General features: G+C 57.8%; 19 protein-coding genes and 1 tRNA gene. 7 read left to right on the top strand and 13 right to left on the bottom strand.

What is annotated here, in order from left to right; genetic code table 11:
* Positions 1–561: 561 nt before the first annotated feature.
* From CFT68_RS17125 to CFT68_RS17115, 3 genes are all read right to left on the bottom strand, one after another.
* The gene (locus CFT68_RS17125) at positions 562–846 is read right to left on the bottom strand and encodes a GIY-YIG nuclease family protein (protein WP_088844736.1); all 285 of its coding nucleotides are present in this window, start codon (positions 844–846) and stop codon (positions 562–564) included.
* A gap of 190 nt (positions 847–1,036) precedes the next feature.
* The gene (locus tag CFT68_RS17120) at positions 1,037–1,963 is read right to left on the bottom strand and encodes a DUF6624 domain-containing protein (RefSeq protein WP_245815426.1); all 927 of its coding nucleotides are present in this window, start codon (positions 1,961–1,963) and stop codon (positions 1,037–1,039) included.
* A 401-nt stretch (positions 1,964–2,364) separates the two neighbouring features.
* Positions 2,365–3,327: a ribonucleoside-diphosphate reductase small subunit gene (locus CFT68_RS17115; protein ID WP_088844735.1), complete on the bottom strand. Its 963-nt coding sequence runs from the start codon at positions 3,325–3,327 to the stop codon at positions 2,365–2,367.
* A 464-nt stretch (positions 3,328–3,791) separates the two neighbouring features.
* Here CFT68_RS17115 and rplU point away from each other — a divergent pair, with 464 nt between their 5' ends.
* Both rplU and rpmA read left to right on the top strand, forming a co-directional pair.
* Positions 3,792–4,097 carry a 50S ribosomal protein L21 gene (gene rplU / locus CFT68_RS17110; protein WP_088844734.1) on the top strand — a complete coding sequence of 102 codons (306 nt, stop codon included), beginning with the start codon at positions 3,792–3,794 and terminating at the stop codon, positions 4,095–4,097.
* Positions 4,098–4,207: 110 nt separating this feature from the next.
* Positions 4,208–4,525 carry a 50S ribosomal protein L27 gene (rpmA, locus tag CFT68_RS17105; RefSeq protein WP_088844733.1) on the top strand — a complete coding sequence of 106 codons (318 nt, stop codon included), beginning with the start codon at positions 4,208–4,210 and terminating at the stop codon, positions 4,523–4,525.
* A 179-nt stretch (positions 4,526–4,704) separates the two neighbouring features.
* Here rpmA and CFT68_RS17100 read toward each other — a convergent pair whose 3' ends face one another.
* The 4 genes from CFT68_RS17100 to hemW all read right to left on the bottom strand — a co-directional run bounded on the left by CFT68_RS17100 (position 4,705) and on the right by hemW (position 8,264).
* Positions 4,705–5,478, bottom strand: coding sequence for a cyclase family protein (locus CFT68_RS17100; RefSeq protein WP_088844732.1), 774 nt, complete (start codon positions 5,476–5,478; stop codon positions 4,705–4,707).
* Positions 5,479–5,488: 10 nt separating this feature from the next.
* Complete coding sequence (locus CFT68_RS17095) at positions 5,489–6,166, bottom strand: alpha/beta fold hydrolase (RefSeq protein ID WP_088844731.1); 678 nt, start codon at positions 6,164–6,166, stop codon at positions 5,489–5,491.
* A gap of 189 nt (positions 6,167–6,355) precedes the next feature.
* Complete coding sequence (locus tag CFT68_RS17090; protein ID WP_141106607.1) at positions 6,356–6,850, bottom strand: hypothetical protein; 495 nt, start codon at positions 6,848–6,850, stop codon at positions 6,356–6,358.
* 274 nt (positions 6,851–7,124) lie between these two features.
* Entirely contained in the window at positions 7,125–8,264 is a 1,140-nt protein-coding gene (gene hemW / locus CFT68_RS17085) for a radical SAM family heme chaperone HemW (protein WP_088845120.1), read from the bottom strand.
* 119 nt (positions 8,265–8,383) lie between these two features.
* Here hemW and CFT68_RS17080 point away from each other — a divergent pair, with 119 nt between their 5' ends.
* The gene (locus CFT68_RS17080; RefSeq protein ID WP_088844729.1) at positions 8,384–10,255 is read left to right on the top strand and encodes a BamA/TamA family outer membrane protein; all 1,872 of its coding nucleotides are present in this window, start codon (positions 8,384–8,386) and stop codon (positions 10,253–10,255) included.
* 101 nt (positions 10,256–10,356) lie between these two features.
* Here the strand turns inward: CFT68_RS17080 and CFT68_RS17075 are convergent, their stop codons facing one another.
* Complete coding sequence (locus CFT68_RS17075; RefSeq protein WP_088844728.1) at positions 10,357–11,532, bottom strand: alpha/beta hydrolase; 1,176 nt, start codon at positions 11,530–11,532, stop codon at positions 10,357–10,359.
* A 226-nt stretch (positions 11,533–11,758) separates the two neighbouring features.
* Here CFT68_RS17075 and CFT68_RS17070 point away from each other — a divergent pair.
* A tRNA-Met gene (locus CFT68_RS17070) sits at positions 11,759–11,831 on the top strand.
* A gap of 158 nt (positions 11,832–11,989) precedes the next feature.
* Positions 11,990–12,913, top strand: coding sequence for a pirin family protein (locus CFT68_RS17065; protein ID WP_088844727.1), 924 nt, complete (start codon positions 11,990–11,992; stop codon positions 12,911–12,913).
* A gap of 5 nt (positions 12,914–12,918) precedes the next feature.
* On the opposite strand, the gene CFT68_RS17060 is transcribed toward CFT68_RS17065, so the two are convergent.
* From CFT68_RS17060 to CFT68_RS17045, 4 genes are read right to left on the bottom strand one after another with little or no spacing between them, the layout of a single operon-like run.
* Complete coding sequence (locus tag CFT68_RS17060; protein ID WP_141106606.1) at positions 12,919–14,172, bottom strand: ATP-binding response regulator; 1,254 nt, start codon at positions 14,170–14,172, stop codon at positions 12,919–12,921.
* A gap of 12 nt (positions 14,173–14,184) precedes the next feature.
* Entirely contained in the window at positions 14,185–14,631 is a 447-nt protein-coding gene (locus CFT68_RS17055) for a response regulator (RefSeq protein WP_212590430.1), read from the bottom strand.
* On the bottom strand, positions 14,632–16,947 hold the full coding sequence (locus tag CFT68_RS17050) for an ATP-binding protein (protein ID WP_088844725.1): 2,316 nt from the start codon (positions 16,945–16,947) through the stop codon (positions 14,632–14,634). It lies immediately after the preceding gene.
* Complete coding sequence (locus CFT68_RS17045; protein WP_088844724.1) at positions 16,929–17,492, bottom strand: biliverdin-producing heme oxygenase; 564 nt, start codon at positions 17,490–17,492, stop codon at positions 16,929–16,931. The genes CFT68_RS17050 and CFT68_RS17045 overlap by 19 nt, the downstream gene beginning before the upstream one ends.
* Before the next feature lie 667 nt (positions 17,493–18,159).
* Between CFT68_RS17045 and CFT68_RS17040 the strand changes: the two genes are divergently transcribed.
* Together CFT68_RS17040 and dinB are read left to right on the top strand one after the other, a co-directional pair.
* Positions 18,160–18,495, top strand: coding sequence for an ASCH/PUA domain-containing protein (locus tag CFT68_RS17040; RefSeq protein ID WP_088844723.1), 336 nt, complete (start codon positions 18,160–18,162; stop codon positions 18,493–18,495).
* Positions 18,496–18,881: 386 nt separating this feature from the next.
* The gene (gene dinB / locus CFT68_RS17035; protein ID WP_245815425.1) at positions 18,882–19,925 is read left to right on the top strand and encodes a DNA polymerase IV; all 1,044 of its coding nucleotides are present in this window, start codon (positions 18,882–18,884) and stop codon (positions 19,923–19,925) included.
* A 20-nt stretch (positions 19,926–19,945) separates the two neighbouring features.
* Here the strand turns inward: dinB and CFT68_RS17030 are convergent, their stop codons facing one another.
* The gene (locus CFT68_RS17030; RefSeq protein WP_088844721.1) at positions 19,946–20,590 is read right to left on the bottom strand and encodes a sce7726 family protein; all 645 of its coding nucleotides are present in this window, start codon (positions 20,588–20,590) and stop codon (positions 19,946–19,948) included.
* Between the last annotated feature and the right edge of the window lie 118 nt (positions 20,591–20,708).

The raw sequence follows: 20,708 nt of genomic DNA, 5'->3' as shown, positions 1-20,708 counted from the left end.
TAGCAGGTTATTGAGGTGTTCGAGTATGAGGATGCCTGCTCCGTCAAGAGCCGGCAATAGTTCAGAGCTAGAGCGAAGAGAGCCTGCTTGCAGCCAAGCGACACTCATTGATAGCGGAAGATATTTCTATCTGGGCTGTAGGACAAACCTTCTTTTCAGAAGTTTTCCACATAAGCGTAAAACAGTGCAGTTCAGCGGCTTTTTGTATCCGCGAGGTCCACTATATAGTTCTGCCTTTCCTAAAAATTTTAGGTTGCTGGTTTCCGTCAGAATCGGTATTGTCGGTGGAGGTGGGGTGGCCTAGAATCGGGCAAATAAAAGGCGGAACACAAATGGCCAAGCTACCCTAGCACGTCATCCCCACCTGCACACCATTCCCTCTAACACGTCGTCCCACTTTAGCACGTCATCCTGAGCTTGCGAAGGATCTTCTCACGCATGAACGACTAGCCTAGCGCCCTGTGCTAACGTGAGAAGATCCTTCGCAAGCTCAGGATGACGTGCGGGAGTGTATGACGTGCGAAAGAAGCGCGCCACACGATAATAGCCTTCTAGGCCACCTCAGCCAGCTGTGAGAAATTCCCACTTGGGATTCTGGCTGGCTATCAGCGCTTCTTTCTTGGCTCGGGTCCAGCCCTTCAACTCTTTCTCGCGGGCAATGGCGGCCGCGTTGCTGGGGTATTCCTCAAAATAGAGCAAGTGATAACAGAAATAGCGGCCCGCAAAGGTTTGAGCGTTACCACGATTAGCATAGTGCTGGCCTAGCCGCGTAGCCAGGTTATTGGTGACACCAATGTAAAGGACGTTGCGGGCAGGATTGGTAGTGATGTAGGTATAGTAGAGCATATAGGAGAACTATAGGGCACTGAATTGCATAGCACGCCATTTCACACAAAGCACGTCATCCTGAGCTTGCGAAGGATCTTGTCACGTCAGCACAAACCGTTCTAGGCCAGTTGTTCACGCGTGACAAGATCCTTCGCAAGCTCAGGATGACGTGCTTGAGGAATGACGTGCCAGAAGCCAACAACCTGCCTTACTTAACCGGCACTTTATACTCCAGTCCGAAGCGTTTGGCGTAGCTGGCTAGGGGCTCCATCCCGATGGCGGCGCGGCGCTCATCTACGTGGGCTTCGTCTTCAATGGTATGAAACATCATTTTGCCGTTGGCGTCGCCTTTGAGCTGGCTGCCGTAGATCTGGGGCTTGCCCTGCCACATCAGCAGGCGGTCTTGCAAGAGCGCAAAAGCAGACTTGGCTAAGTCGCCGCGCTCCATGGCCTGCTTGGCCATCGGGAAGTATTTCTCCATCGTGGGCAGGTTGGAGTGCTGAATGACCAGAAAGACCGTTTGCGTGCCCGTGTTCCCGACCTCCGATTTCTTGGGCCACCCATGCGTATCCAGCAGCTTGGTAATACGCTGCAGGTTGCGGGCATCGGTAACCTCAATCTCCTTCCAGAGCGCCGTCATCTCCGTTGAGTTTGGGCCGTATTTCTTCTCCACTTCCTGAATTTTCATCCGGCCACCTTGGTCGGATGCCATAATAGAATCCAGCTGCTGCTTCAGCGGCTTGTTGTAGTTGGCTTCTACCTTGGCCACGGCCGCTTGCAGCTTCGTGAGCATGGGCAGCCAGCGCTTGTCGGCGTGCAGGGTGGTCAGGTCGGTGTCCTGCTTCACATGGGCCACGTTCTCCCAGCCGGCTACAGTGGCTTTGTCGAGGTATTGGAAGGCCTTGGTGGTATTGCCGGCCAAGGCCCAGCTGCAGGCCGCGTTGTAAAGGTCGGTGCTGGTAGGGGCTGCTTTGGCCTGCTTAAAGGCCTGGTCATACAGTTCCCCGGAGCTCTTGTAGCTTTTCGCCGCATAGGCATCGGCTGCCTGCTGATTTAGCTTTTTGAACTCGCTCTGGGCGAAGACGAGGCTGCTGCTCAGCAGGAGTACCGCCAGAAGGGTAGTGGCCTTTTTCATAGGTAAGGAAAGTATAAATCGTTGGAATAAATGGCAGTTGTCAAAAGCTTGTCTAACTCAAATTGCAGACTAGATCTAGTTCCCCTCCTCAGATGAGGAGGGGCTAGGGGTGGTTGAGGTGGCCTAGAACGAGTTTTAGAACCAGAAGCTAGTTGCTAGTAGCTGTTCAACGATTGTCAACCACCGCTAACCCCTCCTCATCTGAGGAGGGAAACTAGCTCTAGCTTCTCATTTAGCACTACTCGCCTTGGGGTAGTTGCACCTATGATGGGCAGTCAGGACGGCAATAATGCGATGTTACTATAAACGCACAAGGGGGCGCCAATCGTATGATTAGCGCCCCCTTGGTATAAGTTGCATGGAGGACTGGCCTAGGCCAGTATTGCCTCGCAGTCAGTCGATTAAAAGTCCTCGTCGAGGGAGAAGGCATTGGAAGTCCGCTCGCTCATCACGCCGGCCTTCTGGTACTCGCCCACGCGCTTCTCGAAGAAGTTGGTTTTGCCCTGCAGCGAAATCATTTCCATGAAGTCGAAGGGGTTGGTGGCACCGTAGATCTTGGTATAGCCCAGCGAGTCGAGCAGGCGGTCGGCCACAAACTCAATGTACTGGTTCATTAGCTGGGCATTCATCCCAATCAGGTTCACGGGCAGCGCATCCGTCACGAACTCCTGCTCGATCTGCACAGCATCCTGAATGATTTCGTGCACGCGGCTCTCGGGCAGCTTGTTGTTCAGGTGGTCTTTGTAGAGCAGGCAGGCGAAGTCGCAGTGCAGCCCTTCGTCGCGCGAAATCAGCTCGTTCGAGAAGGTCAGGCCGGGCATCAGGCCGCGCTTCTTCAGCCAGAAGATAGAGCAGAACGAGCCCGAGAAGAAGATACCTTCCACAGCCGCAAACGCAATCAGGCGTTCCGTGAAATTCTCCGAGTTGATCCACTTAATAGCCCAGTCGCCTTTTTTCTTCACGCACGGCACCGTTTCCAGCGCATTGAAGAGGTGGTCCTTCTGCTTGGGGTCTTTGATGAACGTATCAATCAGCAGGGAATAGGTTTCCGAGTGGATGTTTTCCATCATCACCTGGAAGCCGTAGAAGCAGCGGGCCTCGGCCATCTGCACTTCCTGCATGAAGTTCACAGCCAAGTTCTCGTTCACTATGCCATCGGAGGCCGCGAAGAACGCCAGCACGTGGCTGATGAAGTGCCGCTCGCCGTCGTTGAGGCTGTCCCAGTCCTTCTGGTCCTGGCCTAGGTCAATTTCCTCGGCGGTCCAGAACGAGGCCTCGGCCTTCTTGTACATCTGCCACACATCATTGTGTTGGATCGGGAAGAGGACGAAGCGGTTGGGGTTCTCAGTGAGCAGAGGTTCCATGGCAGCAAAGTAGAGGTAAGGTATGGTAGCTAAACCAGCCAGAAATCCGGCCGACTTTCTAACCCCAACCTGTGGAGTTTGTTCGAAGGGGCTTGCCAGAACAGTGTCTCAGGTCAGGAAGCCAAAGATAAACCCCTCTTGTGGGAAGGTCGGCGCGCTATTTACGTTTTTTGTGTGTTAATTTTTGTGTATACCGCTAGGCTACTGCTAATTGACCATAGCTCTGGAATATGCAGCCTAAACACCGGATAATTCCAGTTTCATAAAAGTTATCCACATTTTGTGTGTGGACAATCTTCGTTATCCACAAATTTGCTATTCGCGTATGCGCTGGCGTGTTCCTGCATATAGGCCTCTGGAGGCCGTGGGTGGTGGGAGCAATGAGGTTTAGTGAGTTAGGTTTGGAATTGTGAAATGATCCTTCTACTTTTGCCTTCCATTTTTCAGAAACCGCGAAGACACCGATGTACGCAATTGTCAACATAGCCGGGAAGCAGACTAAGGTCGAAGCCAATAAATTTGTATACGCCCACCGTTTGGCTGGCAATGTCGGCGACACCGTGGAGCTGGGCAAAGCCCTGCTGACCGAAAACGAAGGAACCATCTCTATCGGAGCCCCCGAACTGGACGTGACCGTAACGGGCACTATCCTCGCTCACGTAAAGGGCGACAAGGTTTTGGTGTTCAAGAAGAAGCGCCGTAAGGGCTACAAGAAGCTGAACGGCCACCGTCAGCAGTTCACCAAAGTAATGATCAACACCATCGGCTAATTGCGCTACTAGCTAATGGCTTCTCGCTGTTAGCTGGCTGTTCAAAACCGGTGTTTTCCTCAGAACATCAGCTAGTAGCGAACCGCTAGTAGTGTAAAAGTTAAAATACCATGGCACACAAGAAAGGCGTAGGTAGCTCCAACAACGGTCGTGAATCGCATTCCAAGCGTCTCGGCGTGAAAATTTTCGGTGGTCAAGGCATCATCGCCGGCAACATCATCGTTCGTCAGCGTGGCACTAAGCACCACCCCGGCCAAAACGTAGGCATCGGCAAAGACCACACCCTGTTCGCTATGATCGACGGTACGGTGCAGTTCCGCAAGGGCCGCAAAGACCGCTCGTTCGTATCGGTAGTACCCGGTGCTGTAGAAGCTGCTGAAGTACACACGTCGGCTACGGCTTCGGCTGAAGCACACGGCAACGCATAACTCTCGGTAACTCCGAAGTTTTGAGCAGAAGGGACTGTCCGCAAGGGCCGTCCCTTTTCGCGTTTGGGGACCATAGATTAACACTGCCCCATCTTCACAACACCCCGCACGTCATCCTTCACTCTGCTCAGAGTGACGTGTGGGTGGGGTGGTGATAACGAAGGCGCAAAAGAAGTGGCCTACGCGCCACCTAAACTGTAGAGCACAGGTTTGCTAGGGCTGGCATCAAGCTCTAGACTCGTGATTTGCAGATTCAGCAGGAATAAGCCATCCTCTACCTCATCGGGCACGAAGATGAGCTCGGTGATGGTGGAAGTGTGGCGCGTGGCGTGAGGGTACTGCCAAAAGCCGTGGTGGGCCAATAGGGCGCCTTCGTCCTCCTCCCGATCTACGCTGGGCAGGTCCAGCAACAAATGCTCGATGTGCTGATCGGCGAGGTACTGGCCTAGGGCGGGCTCCAGATAGGTGGGGTTGGTGCCGGAATACTGACGGGCACGCTTGGCTTTGTGGTTTGGCAGGGTGCGCAGAATAACTGCTTCGGGAGCAATGTCCGCATACGGGCCGCCTTCCAGCTCACGCCGGAAATCGTCCAGCATGACGACCAGGTCACCGTTGGGCTGAGGGCGGGGCTGCACCGAAATCAGCCGTGCCACGAACAGGAACCGGCGCAGGCAGCGGTTGAGCGTGGCCTGGGGCTCCGGCGAGATATGTCCGAAGCACTCAGTGTGGGTGCCGTTGCCGTGGGGCGTAACGTGCACGCGCTTGTAGTTGGTACTGCCGCCATCCGCCACGCTGCCCACAAAGCTACCCACCCGAATCACATCAAACTGCACAGGCTCAGCCCAGAAGCAATTCACCTGGTTCTCGCCGGGCGCCAGGGGCAGGGAAATATCCAGCGGCGCCTGTGGGTTGAAGGAATAAGTGCGGCCCTGGTAGGGATAGGTGGCAAACATAAATAGTCTGTTAAACAGCGTTTTGCTGAGAGGTTGCCGCCCTATTGGTCTGCTCGGCGGCTAGTTTATTCAAAATCTGGGCAATTTCCGGGGCGTGGCTGATGACCATGAAGTGGCCGCCGCCTCGGATCAGGTGCTCAACAGGCGTAGGGCCGGGCGGAAACACCCGGTCGTGGGTGCCCAGGATCTGGGTGCTGCGGCCGGCGATGGTGCTGTCCCAGTGCATAAGCCGGTCGATGGCCCACTTGGTATACACGGGCTCCATGTCGCGCAGAATCTCCTTGAACAGCGGATACTCTTTCTGCTTCACCCCGAAATACCACTGCCCGGCCCGCGGAAACAGCTTTAGCATCTGGGGCGGCACCAAGCGGTACACGCCGGTAGCCCGGATCAGGCGCAGCAGCGGCGGTAGGCAGCTGGAATCCGGAATGCTGGAAATAAGTACGGTGCGCATTTCCGGCCGCATCCGCGTGATTTCCAGGGCCACCATCCCACCAAACGACACGCCCACCAGCAGTCCCGACTGGCCTAGCGGAATGCGAGCGGCCATACGCGCCGCATACTGCGGCAATGTCTCATCGGGTTCGGGGGTAAGCCACTGCAACACCTGCGTTTCTCCCTGCAGCAGCGGCTGCAGGTTCTGAAATACGCGCTCATCGGCACCCAGGCCAGGAATGAGGTACATCATCGGGCAATGAAGGGGAAGTGATGAGGGGACGGAGTGAGTAGTGAAATGATAGGCCGTGATGAAGCATGACGGTCGAGAGGTAACATAGTTCTAGGCCAGTCTCGCCAGCGTGACAAGAGCCTGTGATTCCCCTCCAGACGATGTACCATTTGGCCTGTCACTTCATCACCTCGTCACTTCATTGCCCCCTCAGGGTTCGATGCGCAGGAATACTCCTTCGAGATAAAAGATGTTGTGGGGTTGGTCGGACTCGTATTCTTCCGGGTCCTCGGATTCGGCATTCAGGCTGATATCGAAGGTCTCGTCTTCCTCCTCGCCTTCATCTTCCTCATCGAAGGGGCCGTCGGCTGGATAGGTGCAGGAGAGCTTAAGGGCCACATTCGGTAGCGGGACGGGCGTGCTTTCCTCGGAGCTGTACTCCAGCAGGCAGGGCCACTCCGTAACAGTGGCCAGAGCATCGGCTACTTCTTCCTGCAAGGCCTCGGCGCGCGGGCCCGCCAGGCGCAGGAGTAGATCGAGCTGCTGGAAGGGCAGGCCTAGGTGGAAAAAATGGAGCTCATTATCGAAAAGCGTAGTGCCCCAGATGGTTACGTCATCGGAAGTATCGAACACAATAGCCGTCAGCTGCACCTGCTCGATGAAGAAATCGGTGTCGTCGGCCAGGGCATCAATCAATTTTCTCATAACAGCAGGATGGTTGCGGCATACACTCGGCAGGGCGCAGGAAGTGGCCTAGGCGGCAGTTGATAGGCCTGTGGCTTTCCTTGGCTAGCCCGAAATGGGAAAGGGAAAGTAGGACTTTTGGCGCGGCAACCAGGCGTTATTCCGGCAAAAAAGAGTGGCCTTTCGCTTAAGTGACTGAGTAGGCGGCTGCTATTTAGTAGCCGCAAGAACCAACGTGCCGATTTCTGGCTGTCTGGAATGCCAGCAGTACATACGAAACAGCTGCTTCGGGCTACTACTCGGCCTGAAACAGCTCCAGCGTAATCTGGTCGGCCAGGAGCTTGCCCTGGTTGGTGAGCGTAAGTACATGCGCCGGGCTCAGGGTGGCCCACCCGATGCGTTGCAGCTCCTGCAGATACTGGGCACGGGGGCCCAACAAATCCACGCCCAGCACATCCCGAAGGTGGCCCAGGTCGCAGCCCTGGGCCGTGCGCAGGCTGGTCATGAGGTACTCGTTGGCGCGGTCGGTGAGGGAGAGGTGCTCCACGGTGGCCGGTACCTCATGGCGCTCCAGCACGGCCTGCACATAGTGTGGGTTGTTGGCGACGTTGAACTGCCGGCTGTGCCCATTGAAAGAGTGGGCGCTGGGGCCGAGGCCCAAATACGGCACGCCGCGCCAATACGCCGAGTTGTGGCGCGACTCACGGCCGGGCTGGCAGAAGTTGCTGATTTCGTACTGCTGGTAGCCGTGGCGGTCTATTTCCTGCAGCAGCATCTCAAACTGCTGGGCCACAAACTCTTCGGGGGCCGCCAGAAACTTGCCTTTCGTCAGCTGCCGGCCAAATACGGTGTCGGGCTCAATGGTGAGGGCGTAGCAGGAAAGGTGCGGTACGCCCAGCCCAAACGCTATGGCCATATCGTGGAGCCAGATGCCGTGGCCCTCGGCGGGTACGCCGTAAATCAGATCTACCGAGATATTCTCGAAGCCGGCATCCTGCGCCAGCTGCACGCACACCCGCGACTCTTCACCGGAGTGGGCGCGGTTCATCAGGCGCAGATGCGGCTCATGAAAGGTCTGTAGGCCTATGCTCAGGCGGTTGATGGGCGAGGCGGCTAGCTCCCGCAGCTTTGGGGCCGTGAGGTCGTCGGGGTTAGCCTCCAGCGTGATTTCCGCGTCGGGGGCAACCGAGAAGTTGCGGTGTATGGCCTCGAAAAGGGTGTCCAGTTCCGCCCCCGTCAGCAGAGAAGGCGTGCCGCCTCCGAAGTAGATAGTGTTGATGTGCGCGGCGGGGCCCAGATAGTCGCGGCGCAGCTCAATTTCCCGCACCATTGCTTCTACCAAACGGCCTTTCAGCGCCATAGAGGTGCTGAAGTGGAAGTCGCAGTAGTGGCAGGCTTGTTTGCAGAAGGGAATGTGGAGGTAGAGGCCGGACATGAAGGGCGAGGCCAACCGTATTCCCCAAGGATTCTGTGAATCAGGGGAATGAGCGGGATGGAACTGGAAGAAGTAACTTTCGGGAAATTAAAAGCGCAATTCTGCGTTTCAGTTCCCAAATGTACGCCCGCCTCCTCTTTCTTGGTCTGCTGAGCTGCTGGCTCCTGAGTGGCCTAGGCCAGGCGCGCGCCCAAACCACCCCGAATACGCTGGCCCAACCCTCGCTGCAAACCTTGCCGGCGCCGGCTAGGCCAGTCCAGCGGCCCGATTCTACGGTGCGCGTGCCGTTGCCACCGCGTAGGCCAGTAGCGCTGGTGCTGGGGACGGAACCAGCTGACCAGGAGACCATACGGCGCTACCGCTACCGCAAAGTGCTGCCCGATTCTGCCGCTGCTGTTCGGGAGCTGCGCGACCTGCTGCTGGCTTTGCAGGCCGATGCCTACCTCACGGCCTCGGCCGATGAAATGCGCTGGGGCCACGACTCCTTGCGGGTGCGGCTGTACGTGGGCGAGAAATTCCAGTGGGCACAGCTGCGCAACGGCAACCTTGGCGACGGGCTGCTGACGCGGGCCGGCTACCGCGAAAAGCTGTTTCGGGGGCAGCCCTTCCAGCCCAAAGAGTGGGCGCAACTCCAGGAGAATATTCTGCACGAAGCCGAGAACCAGGGTTTCCCCTTCGCAACGGTTACGCTCGACTCGCTGGAGCTGCGCGGGGCAGAAGTGGCAGGCCGTATTGTGTTGCAGCGCGGTCCGGCCGTCGTGTTCGATTCCATCCAGATAGTTGGTAAAACCAAAACCCGCGTGGGCTTCCTGACGCGCTACCTTCAGATTTTCCCTAGCCAGCCCTACAGTCAGCAAAAAGTGCAGGAAGCGGCTCGGCGCCTGCGTCAGCTGCCGTATCTGCACCTCAAGGCCGAGCCCGAAGTGCGGTTTGCGCTCGGAAAAGCCCGCGTATATCTACTGCTCGAAGACCGCGCCGCCAGTCAGTTTGATGCCATTGTGGGCGTGCTGCCCAACCCGAACCCCGGGGTAGGCCAGAAGCGCGTGCAGATTACCGGCGATGTAACCATCAACCTGCGCAACATCAAGGGCGGCGGCAAAGGCATCGGACTGCAGTGGCGCAAGCTCGATGCTTCCTCGCAGTTGCTGGATGCGCAGTACGTGCACCCAAACTTCTTCGGGACGCCGCTGGAACTGGGTGGCACCTTCAACCTGCTCAAGCAAAACGACCAGTTCCTCACCATTCGGCCGCGCTTACAGATGACTTACCCCACGGCACGGGCCGGCCGCGTGGCCTTCTTCACGGAGCGCCGCAGCTCCCGCCTCCTCGCCGACTCGGCCGCGCTATCCGTGTACACCAGTGGCCTACCCGATAACATCGACTCCGAGTTCAACTCTTACGGCCTCGACTACAGCTGGAACACACTCGATGACCCCTACCTGCCCCGGCGGGGTTTGCTGGCGGGCGGACAGGCCTCGGTGGGTACCAAACGTATCAGCCGCAACCCCAATCTGCGCGAAAACCTCTACGAAGCGGTAGCCCTCCGCTCCACTCAAATCAGTGTGGGCGGCCGTGTAGAGCGGTACTTCCGGATGGGCCGGAATGGGGTGTTGTTCACGCGGGTGCGCGGCGAAGCGTTGGTAAACCAGCGCCTGTTCCTGAATGATTTGTTTCGGATTGGCGGCCTGGCGACGCTGCGCGGATTCAATGAGCTAAACTACTACGCCAGCCAGTACGCCATCGGAACGGCCGAGTTCCGCCAGTTCACGGGCGCCGATTCTTATGTGTTTCTCTTTGCCGATCAGGCCTGGTTGCGGCGCGACATCACCACTGAAACCACCCAGGACACGCCCACTGGCCTGGGAGCCGGCCTCAGCTTTCGTACCGCGGCCGGGCAGTTCCAGTTTGTGTACGCCCTTGGCCGCGACCAGCAGCAGAAGTTCGCACTCGGCTCCGGCAAGATTCACTTCGGCATCACAAACCGGTTCTGATAAGCTATTTGCCTACTCTAGGCCACTCGCGGCCATCATAACCGCACAAAAAAGCCCTGACACTTGTAGTGTCAGGGCTTTTTTCTGGAATAGAAGGGTGGCTACTGAGCAGCCAGGGCCTTCTTCAACTCACCGGCGGCTAAATCCTCAGCCTGCATGGCCTCAGGAATAATAGCGCCCATGCCGAAGAATTCGTGGGTTACGTTGTCGTAGAGCTGGTATTTAACCGGCACCCCGGCCGCCTGCAGCTTATCAGCGTAAGTTTTGCCTTCGCTCATCAAGGGGTCGATGCCGGCTCCAATGACAGTAGCGGGCGCCAAGCCTTTCAGGTTTGGCGCTGTTACCAGCGAAATCAAGGGGTTCTTGCCATCGGCAGCAGTGCGCAGGTATTTATCAAAGAACCACGCCATGAACGGCTTGCTCAAAGGCTTGGCATTGGCGTTTTTCTGATACGAAGGCGTATTCAAATCGTAGCCCGCAATAGGGTATACCAGCAACTGATGCTTGGGCTGCATGGCGCCTTTGTCGCGGGCCATCATGCACACAGCGGCGGCCAGGTTACCACCGGCACTTTCACCGGCCACGGCCACGCGCTTGGGGTCGCCTTTGATGGAAGCGGCGTTCTTCAGCACCCACTGGTAGGCGGCAAAGGCATCATTATGAGCCGTCGGGAACTTGTGCTCCGGCGCCTGGCGGTAGGCCACCGAAACGAAGATGGCACCGCTTTTCTCGGCCAGCGCCCGCACCGAAGAATCATAGGTATCAAGGTTAGCAATGACCCAACCGCCCCCGTGGTAGTATACCACCACCGGCAAAGGACCAGTAGCGCCTTTAGGCGTATAGATGCGCGCTTTCACGCCCGGCGCAACCTCCTTGCTCATCGTATCGAGGGGAGATGGCGGGGCCTGCACGTGAAAATCTGCCATTACGGCCATGGCGGCATCAGCCGGAGATGGCGCTTTGCGAACCTCTGCTACAGGCAGTTTTTCGGGAGGCGTAGGCCCCTGCAGCTTTTCCAGCTTTTCAATCACGGTCTGCATCTGAGGCCCGATGTTGGGCGCCCAAGCCGGGGCCGGACCAGCTGGCTTTATGGCATCGGGGCCTTGCGGCGTGGTGGCAGAGTCGGTGGTGGCCACCGTGTTAGTAGAGTCGGAGGAGGTAGCAGTTTCAGTACTGGAAGGTGAGCCGCAGGAGGCCAAGGATAGGCCTAGCGCCAATGCCGGAACGGCCCACCGAAAAGACAACGCGGCCGAGGTGGATAGAAAAGGGGAGTTCATATGATTTTGGGTAGATCAGACGTGTGTGAAAACAATGCAGCTTTATTACGCTCTGCCTTTCACAGAGATTAGGGAACGACATAATTCTATACTCAGTTACCGGCTGGCTTGCATAGGTAGAAAAATTTCCGCCTGATAATCAGGCTGAAAGAGTCATTAATAAGGTAATCAAACCCCGTGTTGTGGCTTTTCCGAAAAACCCTACTACATTTGCATCACCAAACAGTGCGGGGTGGAGCAGTTGGTAGCTCGTTGGGCTCATAACCCAAAGGTCACTGGTTCGAGTCCAGTCCCCGCTACCTACAACGACCCGGTTGCCATTACGGCGGCCGGGTCGTTTCTTTTTTTGGCACAAAGCCAGCCAGACTGCTCATTGCAGTGCTAGGCCTCTACCCGCAGGTTGTGATTCTGGCAGGTTTCCGTATACCTTGGAGGTATACCTCTCCTTCCTTGCTGTATGCTAGATCTGGTTATCGATGCGCGCCCTGCCGACTTGGGCAATGGGTTCGGAGTACGACGCATTCTGCCCTATCGGCTGCGCCGGATGCTGGGTCCCTTCATCTTTATGGACCACGCCGGCCCCGTACACGTGGCGCCCGAGCTGATGCCGGCCCTGGATGTACTACCGCATCCACATATAGGCCTATCTACCGTCAGTTATTTGTTTGGCGGCCAAGTTACGCACCGCGACAGCCTGGGCGTGGAGCAGATTATTCGACCGGGGGAGGTGAACTGGATGACGGCCGGCAGCGGAATAGCGCACTCCGAGCGATTCGAGGACCCGGCTGCGCTGGCGGGCGGCGCACTGGAAATGCTGCAAACCTGGGTGGCCCTGCCCGAAGCAGCGGAGGAAAGCGCTCCGGCCTTCACCAACTATCAGCCCCAGCAGCTGCCCATCTTCACTGAGCCGGGCGTGTGGATGCGCCTGATTGCGGGGGACGCTTTTGGCCTGCATAATGACGTCAAGACTCATTCTCCGCTATTTTACCTGCATGTGGTGTTGCAGGCGGGTGCCCGTTTTGGCCTGCCGCGCGGCTATCCGGAGCGCGGGGCTTACGTAGCCAAAGGCAGTATAGAGGTAGCGGGCCACACCTATCGGGCCGGCCAGCTGCTGGTCTTTACGCCTGGCCTAGACCCGGTACTGATAGCTCAGGAGGCCACCACGCTGATGCTATTAGGCGGGGAGCCCTTGGGCGAACGATTCATCTGGTGGAACTTCGTGTCGTCGCGGCGGGAGCGAATTGAGCAAGCCAAGGCCGATTGGCAAGCTGGGCGCATTGCGCTGCCTCCCAACGACAACCATGAGTTTGTGCCCTTGCCGCAGGACCGGTCCAGGCCGGCCGGATCTGGTGCGTCGCCGGCGCCACAGCCTTTGTCGTGAGTGGCCTAGCTGCCCAGGTACACCCGGAATGTAGTGCCCTGCTCAGGCTGACTTTCCACTTCCATACGGCCCCCTTCGGCCTGCACAATGCGGTTCACCAGGAACAGGCCTACGCCGGTTCCTTCACCGGCGTGCGGATGAAAGCGGCGAAACAGCTGAAACAGCTCGTGGCCGTGGCGGTCCAGGTCTAGGCCCAGACCATTGTCCTGAACTTCCAGCACGGGCTGTTTGCCAGCCAGCCGGCTGCGGAGCTGAACGCGAGCGGGCCGGTCGGGGTGGCGGTATTTCACGGCGTTGGCTACCAGGTTAAGCAGCACGGTGCGCAGGTTGCTGCGCACGAACTCAATCTCGGGCAGAGCCTCAAAATCCATCTGAATGTCAGCCTTGGCATCCTGCAATTGAGGGCGCAGGGTCTGCAGCACATCGGCCGTGAGGTCGGCTAGTGCTACGGGCTCGGCAGTTTGTTCCCCAGGCTTGCGGGCTTCCTGCACTACGGCCGCCAAGTCCGTAATCGTGACGGAAAGATCATTCAGAGAGTCGTCCATGAGCCGCAGCATCTGGTCGGCATCGGGGTCGTGGAAGGTGGCGGAGCGCTGAAGCTCATCGAAGAGGCCGCGCAGGTTATGCACCGGCTGGCGCAGGTCGTGGGAGGCGGCGTACACAAAGTTGTCGAGGTCGGCGTTGGTGCGGGCCAGCTGCTCGTTGGCAGTACCCAGCTCCACATTGCGGGCCTGCACTTCCTCATTGGCCAGTTTCAGCTGCGCGTTGGTCTGCTGAATCTGCTGGCGGGTTTCCGTCAGCTCCTCCAGCGACTCGCGCAACTGCTGATTGATGGTCTGCAACTGCACATGGTACCGAGAAACATACTGGCGCCACTCGTTCTTCTCGATGGCGTGCGTTACGGTCTTGTACAGCATCTCGGGGTCAAAGTGCTGCTTCACCAGATAATCAAGGGCGCCATTGTTGAGGGCGCGCACAGCCAGTGCCTCGCTGCCGCCCCCCGTAATCATCACCACGCACAGCGTATCGGGCGGTGTGAGTTGCTGCAAATCGCCGAGCAGAGTCAGACCATCCGTGTCCTGCAGGTTATGGTCGAGCAGTACACAATCGGGCCGCAAGGTGCGAAACAGCATCAGGCCCTCGGCTCCCGAGCTGGCTTCTGAAATCTCAAACCGCTCGTGGCCAATCTGTTTGCCCAGGAACCGCTTATACAGCATGCGGTCCTGTTCATTGTCGTCGATGAGTAATATCTTCTTCACGCGCAGCAATTCCTAGCTCAAATGGGGCAGCTCCGAGGCTGTTAGCCAGTAGTTCATCAGTAGGCGGGTTTTCTCTTCCAGCACAGCGTAATCAATGGGTTTGGTGAAGTAGCTGTTGGCCCCCAGGCGGTAGCATTCCTCAATATCCCGGGCATTGGTAGAAGTACTAAAAATGATAACCGGGATAGACTGCAACAGGGGGTCCTGCTTGAGCACGGCCAGTACCGTACGGCCATCGGTGCCGGGCATGTTCAGGTCCAGCAGTACAAAGGCGGGCAGCTGCTGGGGCCACCCCGTACGCTTGCCATAGCCCTGCAAATACTCCAGGGCCTGGTCGCCATCTTCGCAGCGCAACAGCGGGTTCGGGAGCGCGTGCTTGCGGAAAGCACGGCCCAGGGCCGTGAAGTCTTCCACGCTGTCTTCCACCACCAAGATGGGCTTGAGAGATAAGGCTGTCACTTACAGGTGTTTTGAGAGAGAGAAATAGAACGTAGCGCCTTGGCCTAATACGGAGCCGACCCAGATTTCGCCGTGGTGTTTTTCCACCATCTTCTTGGCAATAGATAGGCCTGCTCCCGTACCACCACCATATTTTTCCTGCGTATGGAGGCGCTTGAAAATCTTGAACACGTTTTCATGGTGTTTCGGATCAATGCCGATGCCGTTGTCCTGCACATAAAATACATGGAAATCTGCCGGGTTGCCGGTGCCGTGGGGGCCACGAACCTCAGCTGGCGCTAGGCCTATACGCACGAGGCGTTGCACCTGGTCGCTGTAGCGCATGGCATTGGTCATGAGGTTATTGAACACCTCTCTGATGCGGACCTCGTCGCAACGAATGGTAGGCAGCGGGCTGGTAATGGTAGCCGTGGTACCGGTCTGCTCGAAGCGCGGCTGCAGCATATCCAGCACGTCTTCTACCACTTCCTGCACGTTGGTTTCCACCACGGTAAGCTCCTGGCGGCCTACGCGCGAAAGCTGCAGCAACGATTCGATGAGGGACTCCATGCGCTGGCTGAGCCGAACTAGTGTCTGGAGCTTGTTTACGCCCTCAGCATCCAGCTGCTCAGCGTAGTCTTCGAGCAGGAAAATGGAGTAATTATGAATACCGCGCAGGGGCTCCTTGAGGTCGTGGGAGGCCACGTAGGCAAAGGAATCCAGCTCGTTGTTGCTGCGTTCCAGCTCGCTGTTGAGGCGGCTTAGGCTGGCGGCGCGGGTCTGCAGCTCATTGAAAATCTTGAGGCGCACATCGGAAAGGTGCAGCCGGATTTCCTGGGCCGCTTCAATTTCCATGGGTAGCCACGGGGCCGAGGTGCTATCCACGGTCTGACGCCAGGCCTCAAAGGATTGGCGGGGCGAGAGGTGCAGCTGTCCATCCTGCAGTACTTCCGCTTTCTGGGTCTGGCCCGCCCACGTAACGGTCTGAATCTGCTCCGGCCGGAACCAGATGATGTAGTCGGCCGACTCCTGCGACAGGGAAATTGCCAGTAGGCCACTCGCCGTACCCCGGATACCTACGCCCGCTGGGTTCTGCGCTACATACGAGTTGGTGTAAAACGCATCCTGCGGCACGTTCTGGTGCAGCCAAGTCGCTAGCTCCTGAATTTGAGCCTCGGTAGGCGTGGTGCCCATCGTAATGATTTCGCCCTCGAAGCAGATGGCTGCGCCACCGCAGTTGATGACATCGGCCACCGAAGGCTTGCGTTTGTAGAGCCCTTCAATGAAGTTATCGTGGCGGCTTACGAGCTCAAACAGGCGCACCTGCGTTTCCCGAATGTGCAGCTGATAGGCGAAATTATCGTGCTGCAATTTGCTGCGCAGCAGGGCCGAAAACGTTTTGCCAATGAACAAACACAGTTCGCGCAGCTCGTAGCTCACGAGGCGCGGCGTGAGGTGGTGGCAGGTAATCATGCCCCAGAGCACTCCATCGGCAATAATGGAGATGGTCATGGTGGCCGCCACGCCCATGTTGCGCAGGTACTCCAGGTGGATCGGCGAGACGCTGCGCAGCACGGCGTACGTCATGTCGGGTGGCCTAGGAGCCGTGGGGTGCAGCACCGGGTGCAGGCGCGCCGGCACGTAGGCCACATCCGGAATAAAGCGCAGCCAGTTTTTGAGGTACATGGCGCGGGCCTGCTGCGGAATATCGGTGGCGGGGTAGTGCAGGCCTAGGAAAGGTTCCAGGTCGTCGCGCTTAGCTTCGGCCACTACTTCGCCGCTGGCGTCCTCGGCAAAGCGGTACATCACCACCCGATCAAACCCCGTGATGTCGCGCACCTGGCTTACGGCGTGCTGGCAGAACTCCAGCACGGAAGTAGCACCCAGCATCTGGCCTAGGGCTACATTGAGGGAAGGCAAATCCAGGACGCTGGCGCCGGTTTCAGCCACCGGCTCAAACTCCAGCCACAGCAGTTGGTCGTGGCGGTGCAGGATAATCTTGTAGAACGGCTGGCCGGGCACCTGCTCCAGACGGGCGCCCAACAGCTTTGTGATTTCGGTGAGCGTAGGCCACAGCTGCTCCAGCTCCGCCAGGGTAGCGGGGCTCAGGAGCTGCTCTAGGCCAGTCCCGATCAGGTTTTCGGCCGCAATGCCCAGCAGCGCCAGCGTGTTTTCGCTGGCGTGTACTATCTGTTTCGTTTCCTCATCGAGGCAGAGCAAAAAGCCGTAAGGCTGCACGGAGCCCGGAATATGAATGGGCTCCCGGTCGCAGTTGGTAAGCGTGACGGGCGCATTGAGCAGGCTCTCGTCGGAATAGATTACGGCTGATTGATCCACGCGTGCAGTTTTTGGAACGTAAGGCTGGCAGACTCCACTATTTCTGCCTGGTTTTCATCGGTGCTTTCCTGGGTCAGGAGTTGGCAGAAGCTCTTCCACATAGGGCCGGTGCGCTCGGCGTAGCCCATGAAGTAGGCGCGGGTGTCGATGCCGGCCTTGGCCAACTGCCGCGCAATTACCTGCCCACCCAGGGTGGAGCCTTCCAGCACGTACATCGCACCCAACAGTTGGGCCTGAGTGACCAGAGGCGGCATGTCGGGGCACAGCGGTAGGCCAGTAGCGGGCTGCAGATCCTGCAGAATCAGGTGGGCGCGGTGGCGTTGCTCTATGTTCCACTCCGGACCGAACACGTGCCGGTCCAGCTGAGCCTCATAGGGCTTCAGAAAGCCATAGAGCTTGGCCAAAAAGTGGGTAGTAGTGTCCGGCGAGACGTTTCCGGCCAGCAACATCTGGTTGAAATCGTTTTGCTCCAGGGCATCGTGGAAGGGACGGGTTTCGCTGCGGAGGCGTTGGAGAAGGACAGGCGGATCGGGGGCAAACAACATAGAAAGAGCGCGATATACTCTTCGTAAAGATAAGGCAAGGCGAAAAGTACGAATAACGCGCTACACCGTTGGGCTGAAATCTGCCACGGATGCAGCTACGCGCAAACTGTCCCGATGGTGGCCTAGTTTCGGCGAAACGCCACATCTGCTGGGCAAAAAAGCTGGTTTCCTCGTTGTGGTCTGCTTTGCCGGAAAAAAATGCCCCAACACTTGGTGTAGCTCAACAGTTCCGCTTGCGTACCAGCCTTATCCAGTCGCCGGAAGGTGGCTAGCGCAACCTCATGCTAGGCAATCCGTTATCTGGCAAAGAGTTAACTTAGGCAAGAGCTCAACAAATCCAACAGCCATGGCACTAAACAGACCCTAAAGTGGTTAAGGAAAATGGTGCGGAAGCCAAACGGCTCGTTTTTTGTGTAGTTGAATATTGTGTGTCGGGTAAGTGTAGCCGGCAAGAATAGTACTGGCTCCTGACGAGCTTACAGAAGATGTCCGCACATTTTCTCAGTGAAAATCGGCTTATTGGGCTTCACTTCAATTCCTTAGTCGGTATTCACCCTCACCAGCGGCGGCATCCGTAGTCGCCGGGTATTGATCATTGGAAAGAATGGCCGCTAGGCCTCTGCCCTGCCACACTTGGCCCTGGCCCTTTCCTCAAACGTAATTTCTCATGCAAGCTTCTATATCAACCTTCGGCTATGTAGCCGGAAATACGCATGCCCCAACACACGAACTGAAAATCTGGCCCGCTTGCTTTACCGCTGTGGAGGCCGGGACCAAACCCTTCGATGTGCGGGAAAATGACCGCGATTTTCACGTAGGCGACGCCCTGATACTGCGCGAATACGAACCCGAAAGCGAGCAATACAGCGGCCGCAGCGTAACGCGCTGGGTGAGCTACGTGATGCACGGGGGCTCTTTCGGGCTGGAAGATGGCTGGTGTGCCCTGGGCCTCAGCGAGCATCCGCTACTGCCCGCCGGCATCCACGACACCAAGCTCTGGTAAGCCGTTAGCCTCATCTTTTCTCTTTGAGAAAAGGCGAAATTCACCTCCCGCAATCGATAGCGGAATTCTGCAAAAGCCGACCGATACTCACGCTCCGTGAAGTTGAGGCCGGCTTTCTGGTTTTTGGAGGTGTTGAGCGAGAGTTTAAATAGAAGCGGTCATGCTGAGCACAGTCGAAGCATCTCTACCGCTTCGTTGAGTCGTTGCTAGGCCAGTAAGTTAGTTAGAGGTAGAGATGCTTCGACAAGCTCAGCATGACGTTCAGGTTGTCTCTTGGATTTCGCTTCTAGGCCACTTGGGGGCGCGCTCGTCGGGTAGTATCTTCGTGAGAGTTAGGTATAGAGAAAGTGGAGCAGCAGGAAAGCCGGAAAATTATCCATCTGGATATGGACGCGTTCTACGCCTCGGTGGAGCAGCGCGATAATCCGGCCTTGCGTGGTAGGCCAGTGGCCGTAGGCGGCTCGCGGCAGCGGGGCGTGGTGGCGGCGGCCAGCTATGAAGCCCGGCAGTTTGGGGTGCGCTCGGCCATGGCATCTTCGGTAGCCAAGCGCAAATGCCCGGAACTGATCTTCGTGAAGCCGCGCTTTGAGGTGTATAAAGAAGTCTCGCTGCAGATCCGGGAGATTTTTGCGGAATACACGCCCCTGATTGAGCCCGTATCACTGGATGAGGCCTACTTGGACGTGACGCACAATCTGAAGCAGATTCAGTCGGCTACGCAGGTGGCACAGGAAATCAGGGCGAAGATCCTGGCCAAAACCCAACTGACAGCCTCGGCCGGCATCTCCTATAATAAGTTTCTGGCGAAGCTCGCCTCTGATTACCGCAAGCCCAACGGGCAGTTCGTGATAAAGCCCGCGCAGGGCCTAGCGTTTGTGGAGGCGCTAAGCGTAGGCCAGTTCCACGGCATAGGGCACGTGACGGCGGCCCGCCTGAACCAGCTGGGCATCTTTACGGGCCAAGATTTGGGCCAGCAAACCGAGGCTTTTCTGCGCCAGCACTTTGGCAAGGCGGGCTCCTATTACTTCGCCATTGCCCGCGCCCAGGACCACCGCCCCGTAGTGGCCGACCGGGTGCGCAAGTCCTATGGCTCCGAAACCACTTTCGAGCAGGATCTTACTACCCAGGAAGAACTCCTGAGTGGCCTACAGCCGGCTCTGGAATCGGTGTGGAGCTACTGCCAGCGCACCGGCATTCTGGGCCGTACGCTCACGGTGAAAGTGAAATACAACGATTTTCAACTGCTCACACGCAGCCGAACGGTGGTGGCTCCTTTCACCAGCCAAGCAATATTGGAGCAGGTAGGGCGAGAGGTGCTGGAGTCGTTGTGGCCACTACTTAAGGGTGTGCGGCTGCTGGGCGCCTCGCTTTCCAACCTCGATACGATGGGACAGGACACCCCCGGCCGCCAGCTGCTGCTGCCGCTGTAGTGGGCAGGTGGTGGGACGTGCTAAGCCGCTTTCTTAGTAGTACGTTTCCTGGCTTTGGCCTTTGCCTTATGCACGGGCTTCCGGCGGCGGCGGGCGCCGCTTCGTTGCCGCTCAGCTTTGCGCTCGGCGCGGTCGAGGAGGCGTTGGGGCAGGCGCGCAATCAGCCGCTCCCGCACGTGGCAGGCCAGGCCGGAAAGCGGCACCCGCTGGGTGGTACGCAGTAGGTTCATTACCTCGCGCTTCCGGAGGGTGCTCACGCCTGATAGGCCTAGGGCCAGTAAATACTGTTTTACTTCTTCCAGGAGCAGCAGACCTGCCAAAGGCGCATGAGCCACGGTGGCGTTGTAGGCGGCGGCGCGGTGCGTGCGCAGCTCCGGGCCCACGGCTACCAGCACGCCTACCCACTCCGGCAGCAGCGGCAGCAGTTTGGGGAGGTGCTTTTCCGTAACCACAAACGTCACGAAATCATATACTTCGCCGTAGCAGCGCAGCTGGTTGGCTACTCGCTGCAGGGTGTCGCCGTCGCCTTTTACCTCGTAGCCGTGCATGAAATCCGGCGTGATGTGCACTACATCGGCGCGGGTGGTGCCGGTGGGCAGCTCATCCACGAACACGCCCTCCGTGAAGAGCGGATAGAGCAGGGCACGGATTTCGGGGTCGTTCATGATAGGCCTAGGCCAGTAAAGCAGTCGGGTAGAAGTTGAAAAGCAGCGTTTTCAGAAGCAAGATAAAACAGAAAGCCCGGCCACACATGCGTGCGGCCGGGCTTTTGAGTGGTAAAGC

It is taken from the genome of Hymenobacter gelipurpurascens (genome assembly GCF_900187375.1).
GTDB lineage: Bacteria > Bacteroidota > Bacteroidia > Cytophagales > Hymenobacteraceae > Hymenobacter > Hymenobacter gelipurpurascens.
Note: the sequence above shows the minus strand (reverse complement) of the source record. Positions and strands in the feature narration are given on the sequence as shown.

Bases quoted from the DNA above. Each gene is read 5' to 3' on its own strand.
- CFT68_RS17100 (WP_088844732.1), bottom strand. From the start codon at position 5,478: ATGTTTGCCACCTATCCCTACCAGGGCCGCACTTATTCCTTCAACCCA.
- hemW (WP_088845120.1), bottom strand. From the start codon at position 8,264: ATGTCCGGCCTCTACCTCCACATTCCCTTCTGCAAACAAGCCTGCCAC.
- CFT68_RS17080 (WP_088844729.1), top strand. From the start codon at position 8,384: ATGTACGCCCGCCTCCTCTTTCTTGGTCTGCTGAGCTGCTGGCTCCTG.
- CFT68_RS17045 (WP_088844724.1), bottom strand. From the start codon at position 17,492: ATGTTGTTTGCCCCCGATCCGCCTGTCCTTCTCCAACGCCTCCGCAGC.
- dinB (WP_245815425.1), top strand. From the start codon at position 18,882: ATGGACGCGTTCTACGCCTCGGTGGAGCAGCGCGATAATCCGGCCTTG.
- CFT68_RS17120 (WP_245815426.1), bottom strand. From the start codon at position 1,963: ATGAAAAAGGCCACTACCCTTCTGGCGGTACTCCTGCTGAGCAGCAGC.
- rpmA (WP_088844733.1), top strand. From the start codon at position 4,208: ATGGCACACAAGAAAGGCGTAGGTAGCTCCAACAACGGTCGTGAATCG.
- CFT68_RS17030 (WP_088844721.1), bottom strand. From the start codon at position 20,590: ATGAACGACCCCGAAATCCGTGCCCTGCTCTATCCGCTCTTCACGGAG.
- CFT68_RS17095 (WP_088844731.1), bottom strand. From the start codon at position 6,166: ATGATGTACCTCATTCCTGGCCTGGGTGCCGATGAGCGCGTATTTCAG.
- CFT68_RS17065 (WP_088844727.1), top strand. From the start codon at position 11,990: ATGCTAGATCTGGTTATCGATGCGCGCCCTGCCGACTTGGGCAATGGG.
- CFT68_RS17125 (WP_088844736.1), bottom strand. From the start codon at position 846: ATGCTCTACTATACCTACATCACTACCAATCCTGCCCGCAACGTCCTT.
- CFT68_RS17075 (WP_088844728.1), bottom strand. From the start codon at position 11,532: ATGAACTCCCCTTTTCTATCCACCTCGGCCGCGTTGTCTTTTCGGTGG.
- rplU (WP_088844734.1), top strand. From the start codon at position 3,792: ATGTACGCAATTGTCAACATAGCCGGGAAGCAGACTAAGGTCGAAGCC.
- CFT68_RS17040 (WP_088844723.1), top strand. From the start codon at position 18,160: ATGCAAGCTTCTATATCAACCTTCGGCTATGTAGCCGGAAATACGCAT.
- CFT68_RS17115 (WP_088844735.1), bottom strand. From the start codon at position 3,327: ATGGAACCTCTGCTCACTGAGAACCCCAACCGCTTCGTCCTCTTCCCG.
- CFT68_RS17090 (WP_141106607.1), bottom strand. From the start codon at position 6,850: ATGAGAAAATTGATTGATGCCCTGGCCGACGACACCGATTTCTTCATC.